General features: G+C 73.0%; 13 protein-coding genes. 10 read left to right on the forward strand and 3 right to left on the reverse strand.

Going from position 1 to position 19,837, the window contains the following annotated elements; genetic code table 11:
• Positions 1-18: 18 nt before the first annotated feature.
• Positions 19-480 carry a PPOX class F420-dependent oxidoreductase gene (locus ACFVYR_RS18545; protein ID WP_384253536.1) on the reverse strand — a complete coding sequence of 154 codons (462 nt, stop codon included), beginning with the start codon at positions 478-480 and terminating at the stop codon, positions 19-21.
• Positions 481-851: 371 nt separating this feature from the next.
• Between ACFVYR_RS18545 and snpA the strand changes: the two genes are divergently transcribed.
• The 8 genes from snpA (at position 852) to ACFVYR_RS18585 (ending at position 13,059) form a co-directional block, all read left to right on the forward strand.
• A complete protein-coding gene (gene snpA / locus ACFVYR_RS18550; protein ID WP_384253538.1) occupies positions 852-1,550 on the forward strand; it encodes a snapalysin in 699 nt (232 codons plus the stop codon).
• A gap of 288 nt (positions 1,551-1,838) precedes the next feature.
• Entirely contained in the window at positions 1,839-3,689 is a 1,851-nt protein-coding gene (locus ACFVYR_RS18555; RefSeq protein ID WP_389612075.1) for a transglycosylase domain-containing protein, read from the forward strand.
• A gap of 178 nt (positions 3,690-3,867) precedes the next feature.
• Entirely contained in the window at positions 3,868-4,710 is an 843-nt protein-coding gene (locus ACFVYR_RS18560) for a MerR family transcriptional regulator (RefSeq protein ID WP_384253740.1), read from the forward strand.
• Between the two features lie 163 nt (positions 4,711-4,873).
• Positions 4,874-6,634: a trypsin-like peptidase domain-containing protein gene (locus ACFVYR_RS18565; protein WP_384253543.1), complete on the forward strand. Its 1,761-nt coding sequence runs from the start codon at positions 4,874-4,876 to the stop codon at positions 6,632-6,634.
• The gene (locus ACFVYR_RS18570) at positions 6,631-9,153 is read left to right on the forward strand and encodes a tetratricopeptide repeat protein (RefSeq protein ID WP_384253546.1); all 2,523 of its coding nucleotides are present in this window, start codon (positions 6,631-6,633) and stop codon (positions 9,151-9,153) included. The genes ACFVYR_RS18565 and ACFVYR_RS18570 overlap by 4 nt, the downstream gene beginning before the upstream one ends.
• Positions 9,102-10,616: a VWA domain-containing protein gene (locus ACFVYR_RS18575; RefSeq protein ID WP_384253548.1), complete on the forward strand. Its 1,515-nt coding sequence runs from the start codon at positions 9,102-9,104 to the stop codon at positions 10,614-10,616. Before ACFVYR_RS18570 ends, ACFVYR_RS18575 begins: the two co-directional genes overlap by 52 nt.
• A complete protein-coding gene (locus ACFVYR_RS18580) occupies positions 10,613-11,782 on the forward strand; it encodes a hypothetical protein (RefSeq protein WP_384253550.1) in 1,170 nt (389 codons plus the stop codon). The genes ACFVYR_RS18575 and ACFVYR_RS18580 overlap by 4 nt, the downstream gene beginning before the upstream one ends.
• On the forward strand, positions 11,779-13,059 hold the full coding sequence (locus tag ACFVYR_RS18585; protein ID WP_384253552.1) for an extracellular solute-binding protein: 1,281 nt from the start codon (positions 11,779-11,781) through the stop codon (positions 13,057-13,059). The genes ACFVYR_RS18580 and ACFVYR_RS18585 overlap by 4 nt, the downstream gene beginning before the upstream one ends.
• A gap of 34 nt (positions 13,060-13,093) precedes the next feature.
• On the opposite strand, the gene ACFVYR_RS18590 is transcribed toward ACFVYR_RS18585, so the two are convergent.
• Together ACFVYR_RS18590 and ACFVYR_RS18595 are read right to left on the reverse strand one after the other, a co-directional pair.
• Positions 13,094-14,941: an MFS transporter gene (locus ACFVYR_RS18590; RefSeq protein WP_384253554.1), complete on the reverse strand. Its 1,848-nt coding sequence runs from the start codon at positions 14,939-14,941 to the stop codon at positions 13,094-13,096.
• A 190-nt stretch (positions 14,942-15,131) separates the two neighbouring features.
• Complete coding sequence (locus ACFVYR_RS18595; protein ID WP_384253556.1) at positions 15,132-17,450, reverse strand: D-alanyl-D-alanine carboxypeptidase; 2,319 nt, start codon at positions 17,448-17,450, stop codon at positions 15,132-15,134.
• A 350-nt stretch (positions 17,451-17,800) separates the two neighbouring features.
• Between ACFVYR_RS18595 and ACFVYR_RS18600 the strand changes: the two genes are divergently transcribed.
• Entirely contained in the window at positions 17,801-18,565 is a 765-nt protein-coding gene (locus tag ACFVYR_RS18600) for a GPP34 family phosphoprotein (RefSeq protein ID WP_384253558.1), read from the forward strand.
• A 328-nt stretch (positions 18,566-18,893) separates the two neighbouring features.
• Positions 18,894-19,751: a helix-turn-helix domain-containing protein gene (locus ACFVYR_RS18605; protein ID WP_384253560.1), complete on the forward strand. Its 858-nt coding sequence runs from the start codon at positions 18,894-18,896 to the stop codon at positions 19,749-19,751.
• Positions 19,752-19,837: the final 86 nt, after the last annotated feature.

Genomic DNA, 19,837 nt, shown 5'->3' on the forward strand with positions numbered 1-19,837 from the left:
AACCCCAGCGAGTGACTTTCAGCCGATCTTCTCGCCGTACACGTGGTCGACCGTCATCGTCATCAGCACCCGACGGTCGGCCACCATCACCGCCCTGTACTCGTCCCAGTCGGGATGCTCCCCGGACGCCGCCCGGTAATAGCGCACCAGCGCCTCGACCTCGGGTCCTTCGGGGTCGGTGCCCGGACCCGTAAGGGTGGCCGTGCCCTCGGCGGTGGCCCAGGAGCGGCCGTCGGGGCTCGTGACCTCCAGCGTGGCCCGCGGGTCCCGGCGCAGGTTCGCCGTCTTGGCCCGGCCCTCCGTCATGGATACGTGGAGCAGCCCGGCCTCCCGGTCGTAGAACGGCATGACGGGCGAGAGCTGCGGGCGCCCGTCCGCCTTGATCGTGGCGAGCACGCCGAGTCGGCTCTCCGCGAGCAGCGCGTACGGGTCGAAGGAGCGCGGCGGGGTGGCCGAGGTGTCGGTCTTGGGTGAGCTCATGGCGGACCTCCGGTGCGTTGCGGCCCGGGGCCGATGCGGTTCCGGGCCGGTGGCGGTACGAGGGGTACACCATCAGCAATACCGTGCGGGCCCACGCAATTCCCACGACACCGACCGGTCACCGCTCCCGGCCACTTGAGCCCGCGACGCGAGACGCACCGCCCAGGCGCAAGTCGGCGCGCCGAAGCGCCCGTTGATGTCTTCGCGCTATCACGAAATGGCATCGGCTCAAACGCGCCCGCCTTCCCGATACTCGTCCCGACCGGGGGCCGCACCCGCAGGCCCCCTGTCCCGGGACCCCGGACACCCCCGCGTACCGGTCGTTCCGGCCATCCACGGCCCACCCAGGCCACTCGGAAGGACACACCCCCATGAACAGATCCAGGACCGCTCTCGTCGCGGCGCTCGGCGCCTCCGCGCTCATGGCCTCGCTCGCGGCCGCGCCCACCGCGTTCGCGGCGCCCGCGCCGGCGCCGGAGTCCGTGCAGCCGGCGGCGGCGTCGGGCACAGCCTCGTACAGCACGTCCGCGTACACCGGTGGCGGTCAGAACGAGGCCGCCAACCGGCAGTTCTTCGAGGCCGTCATGAAGTCCGCGCTGAAGAAGCAGGCGGCGAAGCCCGGCATCCAGGCCGTCACCGTCACCTACAGCACGAGCAGGGCGCCCAGCTTCCGCAGCCAGATAGCGCAGAGCACGCAGATCTGGAACTCCTCCGTCAGCAATGTGAAGCTCCAGGAGGGCACGCGGGGCGACTTCGAGTACCGCGAGGGCAACGACTCCCGGGGCTCGTACGCCTCCACCGACGGGCACGGCCACGGCTACATCTTCCTGGACTACCGGCAGAACCAGCAGTACAACTCCACGCGTGTAACGGCACACGAGACCGGTCACGTGCTCGGTCTGCCCGACCACTACTCGGGGCCCTGCAGCGAGCTGATGTCGGGCGGCGGCCCCGGCACGTCCTGCACCAACCCCTACCCCAACGCCCAGGAGCGGCAGCGGGTCAACAGCCTCTGGGCGCGCGGTGTGGCCGTCCTCAAGGACGAGGGCGCGCTGACGAAGGTCCGCTGACCACGGGCCGCTGACCCCGAAGGGACCATTGACCCCGAAGGGGCCACTGACCCCGAAGGGGCCGCTGACCCCGTTCGGCCCGGGGGCGTCCTGTCCTCCCCCAGCGGGCTGTTACGTACCGCAAACAGCCTCCGGGCCAACCCGGCCGCGTGCGGCGCACTCTCCCCCGGCATGGGGACACATGCTCACGGGAAGAAGTCGCGCCGCCGCGGCCGGAAACGGCTCGTGGACTATCCGCGGACCGGCAGGAGCGGCGTCCGGCGATGGCTTCCCTCATGGCGTCAACTGGTGGGAACGGCGGGGCTCTTCGTGCTCTGCGTCGCCGTTCTCTTCATCTGCGTGTACGTCAGCGTCGACATCCCGGACGAGAACGAGGCGGCCCGCCGCGAGGCCAACGTCTACTACTGGTCCGACGGCACCCAGATGGTCAGCACCGGCGAGGTCAACCGGCAGAACGTGGAGCTCGACCAGATCGCCCCGTCCGCCGTGCACGCGGTGATCGCGGCCGAGAACGAGACCTTCTACGAGGACTCCGGGGTCTCCCCCAAGGGCCTGGCCCGCGCCGCCGTCAGCATGGCCCGCGGGCAGGAGACGCAGGGCGGGTCCACCATCACCCAGCAGTACGTGAAGAACACCTACCTCTCGCAGGACCAGACCGTCACGCGGAAGGTCAAGGAGTTCGTCATCGCGCTGAAGCTCGACCGCAAGAAGAGCAAGGACGAGATCCTCAAGGGCTACCTCAACACCAGCTGGTTCGGGCGCGGCGCCAACGGCATCGAGGCCGCCGCCCACGCCTACTACGGCATCCCCGCCAAGCAGCTGAACCCGAGCCAGGGCGCGCTGCTCGCCGCCCTCCTGAAGGGCGCCGAGCTGTACGACCCGGCGGTCAGCGCGGCCAACCACGAGCGGGCCCGCGAGCGCTGGGCGTGGATCCTGGACCGGCAGGTCGGCGTCGGCCTGATGACGAAGTCGGAGCGGGCCAAGTACCGGACCTTCCCCGAACCCCGCAAGCGCTCCCGCTCCACCAGCCTCGGCGGCCAGACCGGCTATCTCGTCGACGTCGCCAACCGGTACGTCAAGCAGAGCACCGGCCTCACCGACGAGGAACTGGCCCGCGGCGGCTACGAGATCCACACCACCTTCGACCGCGGCAAGGTGCGCGGCCTGGAACGCGCCGTGCGCCGGGTCCTCGCCCGCGACACCGATCCGAAGAAGCGCGCGGCCGACCGGTTCCTCCAGGTCGGCGCCGCCTCCTTCCGGCCGTCCGACGGGGCGGTCCTCGCGCTGTACGGCGGGCCCGACGCCACCGAGCACTTCACCAACAACGCCGACACCTCCGGCGTCCCCGCCGGTTCCGCCTTCAAGCCGTTCGTGCTGGCCGCCGCGTTGCAGAACGGGCTGTCCGTGCGCGAGCAGCCGGTCGTCGAGGCCCGCCTCGCGGACCACGCCCCCGGCGTTCCGCGGGGCACCCTGGCCGACAGCCGGTACGCCGCCGACGGCACCCTGCGGCTGTCCGGGGGCGCCGCCGACCCCGATCACCCCACGCTCCGCCAGGCCCTGGTGGGCGGCGGCAACGCCACGTACGTACGTCTCGGCACGGACGTCGGCCGGGACAAGGTCCGCCGCACGGCCGTCGCCGCCGGGCTGTTGCGCCAGAGCATGGGCCGCCTGGAGCCCGCCTTCTCCGTCGGCACGTCGACGCCCAGCGCGATCCGGATGGCCACCGCGTACGGGACCTTCGCGAGCGCGGGGGTCCGGCACGACCCGTACTCGGTGACCGAGGTCCTGAAAGACGGCGAGAGCCTGCCCGGTCTGGCGCCGCCCCCGGCCCAGCGCGCGCTCGACCAGGACGTGGCCCGCCAGGTCGGCGACGCTCTGCGCGCGGTCGGCCGGGACGTGGGGGTGGATGTCCCCGCGGGCCGCACCGGCGACCAGGACCGCCTGAAGTCGGCCTGGTTCGCCGCCTACACGAAGGACATGTCGACGGCGGTGACGCTCTTCAGGCTGCGCCCCGACGAGCCGCAGCTGCTGCCGATGTCGGGCGTGGCCGGGAAGAAGTCCGGGCGCGGGAACGTGCTGCCGCCGCGGATCTGGCAGGAGTACGTGGGCGGGGCGCACGGAGCCGGGAAGGGGCGTTGACCTTGCCCCTGGGGCAGACTCCATCGTCTGCGTCACCGGGCCGGACGGCCCGGTGACGGAGGATGACCCCGTGAACGTGGAACCACGACGGCCGGCGCCGACGCCGGCGCCGTACCGGACGCCGGAGCAGCCGGAACAGCCGGAACAGCCGGAACAGTCGGAGCAGTCGGACGGCGAACTGCTGTCCATCGGCGAGTTCGCCGCCCGCGCGCGGCTCTCGCCGAAGGCGCTGCGGCTGTACGACCGGCTCGGACTGCTGGCGCCCGCCCACGTCGACGAGGTCAGCGGCTACCGCTACTACCGCCCCCACCAGATCGAGCGCGCCCGCACGGTCGCGCTCCTGCGCCGCCTCGACATGCCGCTCGCGGCGATCGCCGAGGTCGTGGAGTTGGACGGGGAACGGGCGGCGCGCTCGCTCGACGGCTACTGGGCCGGGGTCGAGGAGCGCTTCGCGGAGCAGCGGACGCTCGCGCGCTACCTCCGTGGACGACTGTCGGGAAGGAACACCGAGTTGTACGCGACGTTCGAGATTCAGACCGTGGACGTGCCGGAGCGGTACGTCATCAGTGAGAGCAGGCATGTCCGCGCCCAGGAGCTGTCGTCCTGGATCGCCGCGTCCGCCGAACGCCTGGAGCGGGCGGCCGAGGAGTGCGGGGGCATCGCCGCGCCGCACTTCGTCGTCTACCACGCGGAGGTGACCGAGGAGAGCGACGGGCCCGCCGAGTCGTGCGTGCCGGTCGTGGACGTGTCGGCCGCGCGGGCGTGGGCAGCTAAGCAGGGCCGGGGCGCGGAGGTCACGGTCCGCGTGGAGCCCGCGCACCGGCTCGCCTACACCAGGATCACCAAGGCGCAGGTCTCCTACCCGCAGATCATCGCGGCGTTCGACGCCGTGGAGGCCTGGGCCGCCGAGCAGGGGCTCACCCTGACGGGGCCGTGCCGCGAGGTGTACTTCGCGGACTGGGCGGTGACGGGGCCCGAGGACGACGTGTGCGATGTGGCGTTCCCGGTGTCGGGCGCGTAACTGTTCGGTTCGAGCCCCCGGCGTGCGCCGTGCGCGCTTCCACGCGCCGGGGGCCGTTCGTCACCTCCCCACGCAGCCCAGGAGCCTTCGGCCTCTCCCGCACCTATCCTGAGGAAGCATGGAGGGGGCTGCGGCAGCTGCGGACGGGGGCGTCAACTCTCCGATGGATCATTCGAGTTGGCGCGTCCGGCTGCGGCGGTGGGCGGCGTCGGGGAGCGGCGACGTGCTAGGCGCCGGGGTGCTGTTCGGCGCCGACCGCGTGCTCACCTGCGCCCATGTCATCCGTGACCCGGCGACGGGGCTGCGGCCCGACCGCGTCCAGGTCGAGTTCCCGCTCCTGCAAGGCCTCGAGCGCACCCCGCACCGCACCGCGACCGTCGAGGCCGGGCACTGGGTGCCCGCCTTCGGCAAGGCGCAGGGCGATCTCGCGATGCTCGTCCTGGACGGCCCCGCGCCCCTGCCATCGCCGGTCACCCTGCACCGCACGCTCGACTACCGGGGCGCCACGGTCCTCATAGACGGCTTCCCCGAGTACCAGTCGGGCGGCCAGTGGCTCACCGGGGTCTGCCGGGGGCCCGGCGGGGAGGGTGACGAGCGGGTGCAGATCGACCTGACCGGGGCGGGCGCGGAGGCGGGGCCCGCGCGGCGGCTGCGGGGCGGGTTCAGCGGTGCGGGCGTGCGCGAGGAGGGCACGGACCGGATCCTCGGCATCCTGGCGCAGGCCGACGAGCGGGGCGAGCACGGCTACATGATCCCGGCGGCCACCGTCGCCAAGTACTTCCGGCGCTTCGCCGAGCGGTACGTGCGGGGGCCGCACGCCATCCCCGGCCACCGCGTCGTCTCCGCGGACGCGGCCCGCACGGCCCGCCCGCACGGTCTGCAGCACACCGTCACCCGCTGGCTGAACGGCGCGCAGGACGCGTGGGACACCGAGGTCCTCTTCATCGCCGAGGGCGACGAACGCGCCCGGCAGGCCCTGTACGTCGTCCTGAACATGGCCGACCGGGAGCAGTCTCCCCAACTTGCCGTGCGGCCCATGGAGTTGGCGTCCGGCGGCGACTCCCTGCTGTCCCGCGCGGGCATCGCGCCGCAGGTCGGCAGCATCGGCCTCGTCATCGACCTGGAGGGCGCCGCGCTCGACGACCCCGGCCGGCCGGAGCTGCGCGAGGCCCTCGCCGTACTGCGCCACGAACTGCGGCACGCGCCGCGCGGCGGCGCCGTCCCGCGGCGGCGTCCCGCCGTCGCCGTGCTCCACGCCGACCGGTCCGTCACCGAACCGGCCGCAGCCGTCCGCCTCCTCGGTGAACTGGCCGACGCCGGGGCGCGGTTGCTGCTCGTGGTGGAGTCGAGCACCCACGGCTTCACCTACGCTCTCGCGGAGCGGCTGCTGCCCGCCGAGCGCGCCGCGCAGTGGCTCCAGCGGATCGGCGCCCGCGTCGACGCCCTCGCCGCCACCGAGCGCAACGCCCGCCGGCTCTTCCACCGCGTGGAGCCGCACGTCGTCGACCCGCCGGTCGCCACCGGGTACGCGGCGCGGGCCGCCCTGTGGACGGTGCAGCTCAGCAACGAACTGCGGCCGATGACGGGGCGGGGCGGACCGCGCTTCCTGGAGAAGCTCTCGTACGCCGAACAGGCCGTGGACACCTACCTGTTGCGTGCCGAGCGCGCGGAGAGCGAGCTGCGCGGCGTGCTCGACGAGCATCTGCGGCTGCGCGGGCTGCTCAGGGACCATCTGGCCCGGCTCGCCCGGCGCGGCCTCGCCGAGCACCCCGACGCGGTCGGCCCCTACCGCGAGGCCCAGCGGCTCCTGATGGCCGGGCCCTGCCCGCTGGCCGACGCCGAGCGGGCGGTCGCGGCGTTCACGCGGGTGGTGCGGCGCCTGGCGGACGCGGGCGCGGTCGCGGGCAAGGACGGTGACGTGTGAGTGCCGTCAAGTCCTGCCCGCACCCGGGCTGCACGGGAACCCTCACGCCCACCGGCTACTGCCTGGCCAGCGGCGAGCGCGTCGACCCGCACACCGGGCTGCACTCCGACGCGGCGGTCCGCCCGGCGAGCGACACGGGCCCGGGGTCGAGACCGGGGGCGGGATCGGGGTCGGAGTCGGGGGTGGGATCGGGGTCGGGGTCGGGCTCGGAGTCGGGCTCGGAGTCGGGCGCGGCGACCGGTTTCGACTCCGGCACCCGCTCCGCCCCCCGCTCCGGCTCCGGCTCCCAGGAGCGGGAGTCCTCCCAGCACTGGATCGTCGAACCGGGCTACACCACCGGGCCACCCCCGCGCCCCGCCCGTATCGACCTGCCACCCGAGCACCCCGACCCCACCGTCCTGCCCGAGATCACCCTCCTGGACCGCGCGGACAGCGGCGGTCCTGGGCCGGACGCCCCGAGCGCGCTGCCGCTGCCGCCCGGCACCCTGCTCGCGGGCCAGTACCGCCTGGTGCGGCCCCTCGGATACGGCGGGATGGGTGAGGTCTGCCTCGCCCACGACACCAAGGTCGGCGACCGCGCGGTCGCCGTGAAGATGCTGCACGCCGAGCTCGCCGCCGACTCGTACAGCCTCCTTGAGGGCGAGCGGAAAGAGCTGGTGGAGCTGAACCACGACGGGTTCATCCGGGTCTTCAACTACGGGCACCACACCGGCGTCGGGGACTTCCTCGTCCTCCAGTACGTCGACGGGCTCAACCTCGAAGAGGTGCGGGCCCGCGCGCACGAGCACCCCGAGGAGTTCGGCGGGCGACGCTTCCTGGAGTTCGTCCTCGCGTACGGCGTGCGCATCCTCGCCGCCCTCGCGTATCTGCACGCCCCCGAACGCGGCAAGGTGTACGGCGATCTGAAGCCGCCGAACGTCATGCACGACGGCTCCACCACCAAACTCGTCGACGTCGGCAGCGTGCGCCGTGCGGGCGTGCCCGGCCTCACCACCGGGCTCTACCGCGCGCCCAGCGTCGGCGAGCACGGCGAGTCCGCGCCGCAGGACGACCTGTTCAGTCTCGGCGAGACGCTGCGCACCCTGTGCGGCATCGGCGCCACCCGCCACGACCTCGCGGACCTGTCCGCGCTCGACCCGCTGAACGACGCCGTCGCGGACCACCGCGGGCTCGGCCTGGTCTCCCTCGCCAGGGTCCTGCGCCGCGCCACCCGCACGGCGCGCGCGGGGCGGTTCGCCACGGCCAGGGAGATGGACGAGCAGCTCCGCGGCGTCTTCCGGGAGCTGCGGTCACTGCGGACGGGGGCGGAGACCTTCGAGCCCTCGCCGCTGTTCCTGCAGTCCGCGTACGCCTTGGACGGCGGTCTCGGCGCCGCCCCCGAGGTGTCGCGCTGGGCGGCCCCGCCGTCGGCGCCCCGCCACCTCGCGCCCGACCCGCCCGAGGTGGCCCGGCGCCTTCCGGTGCCGCGCCCCGACCCGGACGACGACCACCACGGCGAGCTCAGCCGGCTCAGCGACGACGACCCCGAGGCGCTGCTCCAGCACACCGCCGACTGGCGTGACTCCCCCGAGGTGCATCTGCTGCGGTGCAGGCTGCGGCTGCGGGCGGCGCCGCGCACGGACGGCGGGCCGCTCACCGAGGCCGAGACGGCGCTCGCCCTGGCCGAGGACGCCATAGGCCCCGCCCGCGCCCCCTACGACTGGCGGCTCGACTGGCACCGGGGACTGCTCGCGCTCGCCCGCTCCCGGGTGGCGCAGGCCCGCGGCCACTTCGACCGGGTCTACGGCGCGATCCCCGGCGAGTACGCGCCCAAGCTGGCCCTCGGCTACTGCGCCGAGCGCCTGGACCGCAGGCACGAGGCGCTGACGTTCTACGAGGCGGTGCGGCTGCGCAACCCCTCGCTCGGCAGCGCCGCGTTCGGCGCCGTCCGGGCCAGGATCGCACTCGGCGGCCCCGACGCCCTGACGGCCGCCATCGCCGCGCTCGACGCGGTGCCCCAGCACTCCCGGCACCGCACCGCCGCCCGTACCGCCGCCGTGCGCATCCTCGTCGACCACGCCGGGGACGCGGCCGGTCTGGGCGCGGCGGTGCGCGCGCTGGCCCAGCTCTTCTCCGCGCACGGCCTGACCGATGAACAGTCCCGCGTACGGATGAAGGCGGAGGTGTGGGGCGCGGCCCACCGGCTGCTCCACGCGGGCGAGGGCGTAAGGGGTGGCCTGACCGCCGCCGAGTTGCGCGCCGTCGCCGCGCACGCCGACCCGCTGCTCCAGTTCCCGGCGGACGAGCGGGCGTTGCGAACCGACCTCGCCCGCTTCTACCGGGGTCTCGCCCACCAGGCCGCGCGCTCGGCCCCGGGCGGCGACGACCACGACGGCACCGGAACGCCCCTCGCCGAACTCCTTCTCGACCGCGCCTACGCGGTACGTCCCTTCGGATTCCGGCACTCCCGCTTCGGCAAGGACACCCCATGGCTGGGCATGAAGATCAGGAACCGGCCGCCTCGGTCGCCCTCGAGGTGAGCCAGGTCGTCGAGCTGCCCCGCCCCCGCTCGCCGGGCGCCGCGGAGGCGGCACGGATGTACGCCGTCCTCACGGTGACGGTACGCAGACCGGGCGCCGCGCCCGTGCCGCCCGCCGCCACCGTGCGGGACCCGGCGGCCGAAACGGCCGATGTGGCCTACCCGGCCGGCGCGGCCGGTGCGGCCAGGCCCCGGCTCGCCGAGATCCTGCTCATCGACCACTCCTCGTCGATGGTGATGCCCCCGAGCCGGCTCGCCGCCGCCCGCGCCGCCGCTGTCAGCGCGCTCGCCCGCATCCCGGACGGCTCGCTGTTCGCCCTGGTGGCGGGGGGCGACAGGACCGCCATGATCTACCCGAGGCGGCCCGGACTCGCCGTCGCGCACACCGAGTCGCGGGCCGCCGCGGAGGCCGCCCTGCACGACTGCACCCCGGGCGGCGGCACCGCCATGGGCACCTGGCTCGAGCGCGCCAGGCACCTCTTCCGGGACCTGCCCGCCGCCGGCGCCGGCGGCTACGTACGCCACGCGCTGCTGCTCACCGACGGGAAGAACGAGCCAGGTTACGAGACGCGCGCGGAGCTGCGGGAGCGCGTCGAGCGGTGCGCGCGGGCCTTCACCTGCGACGTCGTCGGCATCGGCGACGCCTGGGAGACGGAGGAACTGCTCCTGATCGCGGGTGCGTTGAGCGGGCGCACCCGGGCCGTCGCGGATCTGACACGGCTGCCCGGCGAGGTGGCCGCGCTCACCGGGCGGGCCGCCGAGCGCGACGTCACCGGCCTGCGGTTGCGCCTCTACCACCGCGCCGGGGTGCGCCCGCACTCCTTCGAGCAGGTCCATCCGACGCGGGCCGCGCTCGACCCCGACCACGTCGACCTGTCCGGCGTGGAGAAGGGTACGGGCGGCCCCGTCGAGGAGTACGCCCTCGGCCCGTACGGCGAGGAGACCCGCGCGTACCTGCTCTGCGTCGGCGCGCCCTACGACCCCGCCCAGCTCGGCAAGGAGCTCCTGCTCACCGAGGTCGAGCTCGACACCGAAGGCGCCGCGGCGCTCGAACTCCCCGACCCGCAGCCGGTATTGATGCGCTGGACCGACGACGCCGACCTCTACAGCCGCCTCGACCCCCAGGTCGCCCACTACCGCCACGAGGAGGAGCTGCACCGCACCTTCGAAGAGGCCTGCGCCGAGCTGAAGCACGGCAGGCGCGCGGCGGCCGAGACGCTGCTCGGCACGGCCTGGCGGCTCGCCGTCGAGGCGGGCGACACCGCCATGCAGGAGCATCTGCGGCGCCTCGTCCGCGTCCGCGATTCGGCGCCCGGCGCGGTCCGGCTCCGGGAGCGGATCGCCAAGTTCGACGTGGAGGCGGCCCGCATCCAGTCGAGCACGACCGTCCTCCCCGGCGCCTTCCGGCCCGCGTCGCCCCACGTCCCCCGGCCCGCCTCCCCGCCCTCCGGCGGCGCCCCGTGACGGCCCGCCGGCGCACCGCCCGGCTGTTCGCCGTACGCGTGCTGCGCTCCCTGCTCCGGTACGCGTGGCCCGCGCCGCTCACCGAGGCGCCGCGCAACAGCGCCTATCTACGCGAGCGGCTCGTCGCGCTGCCACTGCTCACCGTCGTCGCGGCCGCCGCGTTCGGCTGGGCGTACGCCGACGTCCGCGGGGACTCGACCGCCCTGCGGGACAGCTTCACTCCCGCGCTCGTCGGTCTCGCCGAGGCCGAGACGTCGCTGCGCATCGCCGACCGCGAGGCCGGCCACAGCCTGGCCGCCGGGGAGTCGGTGCGGCTCAGCGGGTTGAGCAAGCGGTACAGCACCCGCACGACGCGGGCCGTGCAGCGCCTCAACCAGGTGGCCCGCAGCGGCGCCCTGACCACCGCCGAACGCCAGGAGCTCGACGTGGTCTCCGGGCTCGTCGTCGACTACGGCACCTGGATCGCCTTCGCCCAGAACAACGTCGCCGACCCCGCGCTGCGCGCCGCCGGACTCTCGTACGCCCGCAGCATGCTCTGCTCGACCCCGGCCACCGCCAAGGCGACCGGCACCGGCGACGGCTACCCGCCGTGCCGCCCCGACTCCGGCTCCGACGCGACCGCCGTCGTCGACCGCATCACCACCCTGGAGACCCACCTGCGCGCCAGACTCGCCGACCGCGCGGCCCTCGGCGGCCGGGTGATCGCCGCGGCCGTCGTCGCCGGACTCGCCCTCGCCCTCCTCGCGTCCGGCCTGTGGCGCACCCAGCTCTTCCTCCGCCACCGCCTGCGCCTGTACGTCAGCGTCCCGCTCCTGGTCGCCGCGGTGCCGCTGCTCGCCGTGCCGTTCCTGACCGCCGATGCCGTGCTCGCCCACCGGGCGCAGCAGCGGGTGGTGTCCACCGCGGGCGACCTGGCCCGCCGGACGTCCCCGGTCATCGAGTCGAGAACCGACGACAAGCCCTTCGGCCCCCGGGACCCGCTGCTCATCGCGTCCCTCGACGCCCGCGCCCGCCACGACCTGGCCGCGGGACGCCTCTGGTCGCTGGGCGGGACCGCGCCGTGGGTGACGCCCGTCGGCCTGCTGAGCGCCGTCCTGACGGGCGGCACGCTCTACGCCTACCGCCGCGAGTACGTCCTCATCTCCCGCCCGGGAGCCGCCGCGTGATCCGGCCGGGTGCCGTCCTGCGCGCCCTCCTCGCGGCCTGCCTGCTGGCCGTCACCGCCGGTGCCTGCGGGGGCGGGCGGCCCGAGACGCTCGTGGTGCTCGGCCCCTGGACGGGCCCCGAGGGCAAGGCCTTCGAGGAGATGCTGCACCGCCTCGACGACGGCACCGGCAAGACGTACACGTACCAGGGCACGCGTTCCCTGCGGGAGACGCTCGTCGCGCAGCTTGAGGCGGGCGACCCGCCGGACGTGGCGATCCTCAACAGCCTCGGCGAACTGACCGAGTACGCCCGCGCGGGACGCCTCACCCCGCTCGGCCGCGCCGCCACCGCCCGCGCCTACCCGCCCTGGACCCTGCCGCTCAACGTGAACGGCATGCGCCGCACCTACTGGGTGCCGCTGAAGGTCGACCTCAAGAGCCTGGTGTGGAGCAAGGAGGGGCAGTCGGCCAGGACGCCCGAATGGTGCGTGGGCCTCGCCTCGCAGGCCACCTCCGGCTGGCCCGGCACCGACTGGGTGGAGGACATACTGCTCCACCAGGCGGGGCCCGCCGCGTACACGGAGTGGGCCACCGGGCGCCTCAGCTGGCACGACCCGCGGGTCCGCAGGGCGTGGACGACCTGGGCCGGGCTCCTCGGCCACCGCTCCAAGGCCGCCATCGACCAGTCGCTGACCACGTCGTACGTGGGGACGGCCGACCCGAGGCGCGGCGGCGCCCCGCGCGGCCTGCTCGACTCCCTCTCGCCCCGCTGCACGCACGAGCACCAGAGCGCCTTCATCCGGTACGTGTACGCGGGCGACCGGGTCCGCGTCGACCCGGCGGCGGGCTTCCTCGGCGGCCATTCCGCGTACGACGGGGTCTATGAGGTGGCGGGCGACATGGCCGCGGTCTTCACCCGCGACCCGGCGGCGCGCGCCCTCGTCGACCGGCTCTCGGGCAGGCGCGCCCGGGACCTCTGGCGGGGCGGGGCGAAGGCGGAACTGCGGCCGCTCTTCCCCGACGCGACCGACCCCCAGCCCACCGACCCGACGGGGCGGCGCATCGCGGGGATCCTCACCGCCAAGGCGCGGACGCTGTGCTTCGACGCCTCGGACGTGATGCCGCCGGGCCTGCGCGACGCGTTCCACCGGGCCGTCCTGCAGTACTTCAGGAACCCGTCCGGCGGACGGCTCGACGCACTCCTCGACCAGCTCGACACCGTGCGCGCCGGGGCCGCCGCGGAAGCGGGCCCCGGGCACCTGCCCACGTCAGGGATCTGCGCGCCACCGGGCGGCTGAGAGCCTGTGTCCGGCCCGGGTACGGCTGACCGCGTCAGCGGCGCATCTCCTCCGGGCAGGGCGTGCCGCGGGGCAGCTGGTAGGGCGAGCCGAGCCGGTAGGTGCCGGCCTTCGGGGCGATCAGCTCGACCCACTCGTCGCCGTTGTGGTCCTCCGGGGCCTCCAGGAGGCAGCCGTTGACGTTCGAGTACTCCTTGGGGCGCCGCTCGTCGTGCTCGCGCCGCCGCTTCGACTCGTCGGTCTCCTTCGGCTGCGCCACACCCTTGCCCTTGGCGTCGACGACGCTCAGCCACGGCGAGTACGGGATGCGGATCGTGACGCGGCCCGGCTTCTGCACGCGCAGGGTCATCTCGGTCTGCTCGGCGCGCTCCACGACGGCGTTCGGCCCGGCGAGCGGCGTCGGGTCGGTGACCTCGTACAGCTTCCAGTTGGTGTCGACCCACACCTGCCGCAGATACGGCAGGCCGTCCGAGATGAGCTGCGTCTCGCGCTTGCCGCCGTCGCCGTCGGGCTCGCCCTTGGGGACCGCGACGTAATGCACGGACCAGCGCTGGAGCCACTCGTGGTAGTTCGCGGAGTTGAGGGTGTCGTCGTAGAAGAGGGGGTTGCGCTCCATGTCGGCCTGCCGGTTCCAGCCGCGGGCGAGCTGTACGTAGGTGGGGAGCGCGGACGCCTCGCGGTGGCTGCGGGCCGGCACCACCTCGACGCGGCCCTTCGCGGCGCCCCGCTCCTTCAGCTCGTGCACCAGCGGCGCGACCTCACGCGTCCAGGAGGCGTCCGACCGCGTGTGCACGATGTCGTCGATGGCCTTGAACCCGACCCATCCGGTGAAGCCTGCGACCGCGACGACGATCACGTACCACTTGCGGGACTTCGGCACGGCGTACGGCAGCGCGGCGAGCAGCGCGACGGCCGCGAACGACATCGCGAGGCGCGAGATGTTGGAGCCGATCTGCGAGTTGATCAGCCATACGCCGAGCACGAACGCCGCGTACACGGCCGTCGTGATCCGCACGGTCTTCCACTGCTTCGGTACCGCGTAGTAGACGAGGGCGGCGAAGAGCAGCGGCAGCGACGCCGAGCCGAACGACATCGGCTGCGTGCCGGAGAACGGGAAGAGCCACGCGGACAGGCCCACGACGGCGGCGGGCGCGAGTCCCAGCGCGTACGCGCCCGGGTAGCGCTTGCTGAGGAACAGCGCGACGGCGACGAACCCGACGAAGAGCCCGGCCACCGGGCTGCCCATCGTCGCGAGTGCCGCGAACGGCGCGGCGACCAGCGCCTTCGCCCACCGCTTGTAGCGCCAGCGGTGCGGCCAGCAGAAGACGGCGGCGACCGCCATGAGCGCGAACATCTGGCCGAGGCCGTACGTCACACGCCCCGACACCGCGTTGCACAGCAGTGCGAAGACACCCGCGACGGTGGGCCAGAGCAGCCCCTTCACCGCCCGGCTGCGCATCAGGATCATGGTGAGCAGCGCGGCGGAGACGGTCCCGGCGATCATCATCGTGGTGCGCACGCCGAGCACCGACATGAGGTACGGCGAGATCACGCTGTACGACACCGGGTGCATGCCGCCGTACCAGCCGAGGTTGTACGCGGACGCGGGGTGCCGACCGACGAACTCGGCCCAGGCGTCCTGCGCCGCGAGGTCACCGCCGCTGTTGGCGAAGACGAAGAACCAGACGACGTGCAGCACGGCGGCGACCGCCGTCGTGATCGTCACCGGGTGGCGGAAGAAGCGCTGCTGCCGTGAGAGGGCGGGGCCCTCGTCGGGGGCGCGGCGCTGGCCCGGCAGCTGTATTCGCGCACCGGTGAGGCGGCCGCTGCCCGTGTCGGGCGCGGCGTCGTCTTCGGTGCGCGTCGGCTCCGCTGTGGCCACTGGAGGATCTCCCCGTGTCGTCCGTGTTTTCGGAGTACCCCGGGCCCGTGCCGACGAGAGTTCGTCCCGGAACACTCGTCCTCCGCCCCGGCGTACTACTCCCCGAGTCTGTGACGCTAGCACGCAGCGACGGGAGGAGGCCCGGGGTGGGGCCTCCTCCCGTGGAGGTGCGGCGGCTTCCCGCCCCGGCTCAGCCGACCCGGGTCAGCTTGGCGCCGAAGCCCGGTTCGCTCAGATCCTTCTGGAGCGCGACCGGCACCTCGACGGCGTCGCCCTTGCCCTTGCCGTCGCCGACGTGCAGCACGCCGACCTCGGTGCCCGCCTTCGCGGTGTGCGGAATCGTCTTACCCTTCTCCTCGTCGAGCATCAGCTTGACGGTCAGACCGGACCAGCCCACCGCGGAGACGTCCTTGGTGGCGACGACGGGCGTCGTACCGCCGAGGCCGTCGTCGACCTGGCCGACGACGTCGCCCTTCTTGACGATGGTCTTCGAGGTCAGCGCCTTCTGGCCGGTCTCGATGAGCCTGCGGGTGACGGCGGTCACCTCGTCGATGTTGGCGACGCCGTTCTTGCCGTACTGGCCGAGGGTGGCACCGATGATCGTCTGCTTCTTGCCGTCGACCAGCTTCTCCGCGGCGAAGAGGATGTTGCCGCCGGCCGCGGTGGTCGTGCCCGTCTTGATGCCGATGGCGACGGTCGGGACGAGGCGGAAGAAGTTGGTCTGCTTGTCGCCATTGAGGTCCTTGTAGCTGGGCTGGCGGGAGATCTCGTTGAAGACCGGGTTCTCCATCGCGGCACGGCCGAGCTTCACGAGGTCCTCGGCGGTCGAGACGGTCGTCTTGTCGAGGCCGCTGGGGTCCGTGTAGTGGGTGTTCTTCATGCCCAGCTCCTTGGCGGTCTTGTTCATCTTCTCGACGAACGCGTCCTCGGAGCCGCTCTTGGTGTCCCAGCGGGCGAGCAGCTTGGCGATGTTGTTCGCGGACGGCAGCATGACCGCCTGCAGCGCCTCGTACTCGGTGATCTTCTGGCCCTCGGTGACCTTGACGACGGACTCCTTCTCCGCCTTGCCGGTCTCGTAGTGCTTCTGCGCGGCGGCGTCGACCGGGATCTCCGGGCCGTTGTCGCCGCCCTTCTTCAGCGGGTGGTCGCGCAGGATCAGGTAGACCGTCATGACCTTGGCGATGCTGGCGATCGGCACGGGCTTCTGGTCGCCCGACGTGCCGAACGTGCCGATGCCGTTGACGTCCATCGCGGCCTGGCCCTGGTCCGGCCACGGCATGGACGGCTTGCCGCCGTCGAAGGAGACGGTCTCCTTGGCGGTGAGCGCGAGGGTCGGCGTCGGCAGCGGCCGCACGGCCTGTACGACTGCGAACACGACGATCAGGAGCAGCACCAGCGGCGTCCAGATCTTGACCCGGCGCACGGCGGTGCGGACCGGCGTCTCCGGTGGCGGCGGGGTGTTGGTCAGCTCGGCGAGCAGGTCGATCGGCGGCTTGGGCGGCAGGGGCTGCTGGGTGGTGCGTTCCACCGGCGGGGGCGCCTGGGGGGTGGCGGGGGGCGTCGGCCCGGCCGGGGCCGATGCGGATGCGGCTGCTGCCTGTGCCCCTGCTGCCGGTGCCGCGGTGGCCGCGGCTGCGGACTTGGGGCCCGCCTTGCCGGGGCCGGTCTTCGGGTCCGCCTTGGGCTTGTCGCCGGGGGCGGTCCTGGGCGCGGCCTTGGGGGTCGCCTTGGCCGACGGCTCGTCGAGCGGCTTCAGCGCGACGAACTTGCTGGTCCGCTCGGCGTCGCTCTCGGGCTTTGCAGTGCGCTTTGCACTCTTGGCCTCGGCGTCTTTGTCGTCCTTGGCGTCCTTGGCGTCCTTGGCGTCCTTCGCGTCCTTCGCGTCCTTGGCCGGCTTCTGGTCCCCCAGCTTGAGCATGGTGGTGGGCTGATCGACGCCCTTGGCGGGGGTCGGGGCCTTGAAGACGGCGGTGGCCTGGTCGACGCCGGTGGACTTGGCGCCGGGGGCGTCGTCGCCCTTGGCCGGGGTGTCGGCCTCGGCTTCCGCGCCGGTCTCTGCCTCGGTCTCTGCGTCGGTCTCTGCCTCGGCCTCCGCTGCGGTGTCGTCCTCAGCCGTCTCCGCAGAAGCGTCACTGCCGGTCGCGGGCTCGTCCTCGGCCGGTTCTGCCGGGGCGTCCTGCGCGGGCTGCTTCGCCGAATCCGGCGCCTTGGAAGATTCCGGCGATCGCGGCGATTCAGGCGACGCTTCGCCCGACTCCTCGCCCGGGTCCTCGTCCGACGTCGCGACCCACGCCGCCACCGCGTTCCGCAGTCGCGCGTCGCCGTTAGCCGCCGCCTTGGGGGCGGTCGCGCCCTCCCCGGACGGGGACGCGTCGGAATCAGAGGTTCCGGAATCAGATGTTCTGGAACCGGCCGCCTCGTCGGAACCGGCCGCCTCGTCGGCGACGCCCTTCGTCGAGAAGACCGCGGTCGCGGTGTCCTCCCGGACTTCCGGCGTCTCGCGGGTCATCGCGAGACGCGGGTCCCGTTCCGCCGGCGCCGGCTCAGAAGAATCCGCCGCAGTCGGGTTCCCCGACGACTTCCGCTGCTTCGACCTGTCGGGGGTCTCGCCCGCCACCGATGCCTCCTCGTACGCCATGCCGTATGCCGATGCTGAATGCTGACCGTGTGCTGGCCGTGCGCCAAACTCCGGGCCGGACCCACTGTCCGAACCGTGTACCAGTGTCCTGTGTGAGGGCTTAACCCCCGTGGTAGACGAGAACGACATACCTGCTGGTTCCCGTACATCCCGCCCACGCGCTCTCGACAGACCAATGTGAGAGGGGTCACCCTGTCATTCATCCACGCGGGGAGGCATGGATGGGCAGGAGCCGCAGAACAATTCCGGAGGAGCTTCTGCTGCTCGCTCTGGACCCGGCCACGGGTACCACAGCGCAGCCGCAGTCGCTCGACCTCGGTCTGGCCGGAGCACAGCTTGTAGAGCTGGCGCTGGCCGGACGGATAGCCCCTGACGGGGATCGTATCGCCGTGGTGATGCCACGGCCGACCGGAGATCCGACTCTGGACTCCGCACTGGAACTGCTGCGCAGGCGCGGCAGCCCGGTTCGGGCCGTCCACTGGATCGGCGGGCCCCGACTGGGGCTGCGCCAGATTTACCTCGCGCACCTGGAGCGGTGCGGCATGGTGCATGCCGTCTCGGGCCAGATGTGCGGAGTACTGCCGACGACTCGCTACCAGGCGACGGACACGGCAATCAGCAGGGACATCAGGTCCCGGCTGGACTCGGCGATCCGCACCGGTGTACCGCCGGACCCGCGGACCGCGGCGCTCGCCGCCCTGGCCCACGCGGTCGGTCTCGGCAAGCATCTGTACCCCGGGAACGAGGGGCGTTCATCGCGCTCCCGGCTCCGGGATCTCATCAGGCACGACCCGATGGGCGGCCTCGTGGCGCACGCCGTGATGGACGTCCAGAACGGCGTGGCGGCACAGCCGCGCCGCAGCGCCGCACCGGCGGGCCCCACGGGGCCGGGCGGTGGGCGGCAGCCGGCGAGGGCGACGGCGGACCCCGGCGGGGTGCCGATGCAGCCACGCCGCGGATCCATGGCACGCGCGGTCGCTCACTGAGCGAGGCGCGGGCCGGCACCACCATCACGTAACCGCTCAGCACCACCGCACCAGCGCCGCACCGCAGTCCCCAGACCCGGTTCGGGAGCCGCTGGGCCGCGCGGGGAGCGGTACCGGACGGACGACATGCCGGTACCACCGCCCCGCGCGGCCGCACACCTTTTGGCGCGTGTGACGCAACAGGGCACTCCGCGGGGCACCGCACCCCCGAGACCCGCTCTCACGTCCGCATATCCGCTGTTTCCCAGCGGTGCCGACCTTGTTGGTGGCACTCTGCTGAGCAGTAGATACGCAAAGCAGAGGCATGCAAGCCGGAGGTGCACGTTCCGTGGCGTCCAATGTCAATCCCACTGTCAGGCGACGCCGGTTGGGCCAGGAGCTCCGTCGACTCCGCGAGCTCAAGGGCATGACGGCCGAAGAGGTCGCCGAGCGGCTGCTCGTCTCGCAGTCGAAGATCAGCCGCCTCGAGAACGGCCGCCGCTCGATCAGCCAGCGCGACGTCCGCGATCTGTGCGGCGTCTACGAGGTCGAGGACCACCGCGTCGTCGACTCCCTCATGCAGATGGCCAAGGACTCACGCCAGCAGGGCTGGTGGCACTCCTTCGGCGACATCCCGTACAGCGTGTACATCGGCCTGGAGACGGACGCCGCGTCCCTGCGCGTATACGACCCGCAGGTCGTCCCCGGCCTGCTGCAGACCCGTGCGTACGCCGAGGCACTGATCACCGGCGCGCTCCCGGAGACCACGCCGACCGACATCGAGAAGCGCGTCCAGGTGCGCATGCGCCGCCAGGAACGCATCGCCGCGCCCGAGAACCCGCTGCGGCTGTGGACCGTCCTCGACGAGTCCGCGCTGCGCCGCGTGGTCGGCTCCCGGCACCTCATGCGCGACCAGCTGGAACATCTCGTGGAGCAGTCCCAACTGCCGCATGTCACCGTCCAGGTGATTCCCTTCGAGATGGGCGCGCATCCGGGGCTCAACGGCCAGTACGCGATCCTGGAGTTCCCCGACGCGGCCGACTCCAGCGTGGTCTACATCGAGGGTGTCACCAGCGACCTGTATCTGGAGAAGTCGAACGACGTCCAGCAATACAGCGTGATGTACGAGCACTTGCGGGCCCAGGCGCTCAACGTCGAGCAGTCGCGGCAGCTCATCTCGCAGATCGCGAAGGATTACGCCCGCTGAGCGTCCCGGGGGCCATCCGCAGGAAAATGCCGCACCGTACACCCTTGTTGGGTCGGCGCGGAAGACTCCCCTGGTATATGCCATCC

This window comes from Streptomyces sp. NPDC058284 (assembly GCF_042881135.1).
In the GTDB taxonomy this organism is placed as follows: domain Bacteria; phylum Actinomycetota; class Actinomycetes; order Streptomycetales; family Streptomycetaceae; genus Streptomyces.

Coding starts and splice junctions, on each gene's coding strand:
- ACFVYR_RS18595 (WP_384253556.1), bottom strand. CDS start 17,450: ATGACCCGCGAGACGCCGGAAGTCCGGGAGGACACCGCGACCGCGGTC.
- snpA (WP_384253538.1), top strand. CDS start 852: ATGAACAGATCCAGGACCGCTCTCGTCGCGGCGCTCGGCGCCTCCGCG.
- ACFVYR_RS18600 (WP_384253558.1), top strand. CDS start 17,801: ATGGGCAGGAGCCGCAGAACAATTCCGGAGGAGCTTCTGCTGCTCGCT.
- ACFVYR_RS18575 (WP_384253548.1), top strand. CDS start 9,102: ATGGCTGGGCATGAAGATCAGGAACCGGCCGCCTCGGTCGCCCTCGAG.
- ACFVYR_RS18565 (WP_384253543.1), top strand. CDS start 4,874: ATGGATCATTCGAGTTGGCGCGTCCGGCTGCGGCGGTGGGCGGCGTCG.
- ACFVYR_RS18545 (WP_384253536.1), bottom strand. CDS start 480: ATGAGCTCACCCAAGACCGACACCTCGGCCACCCCGCCGCGCTCCTTC.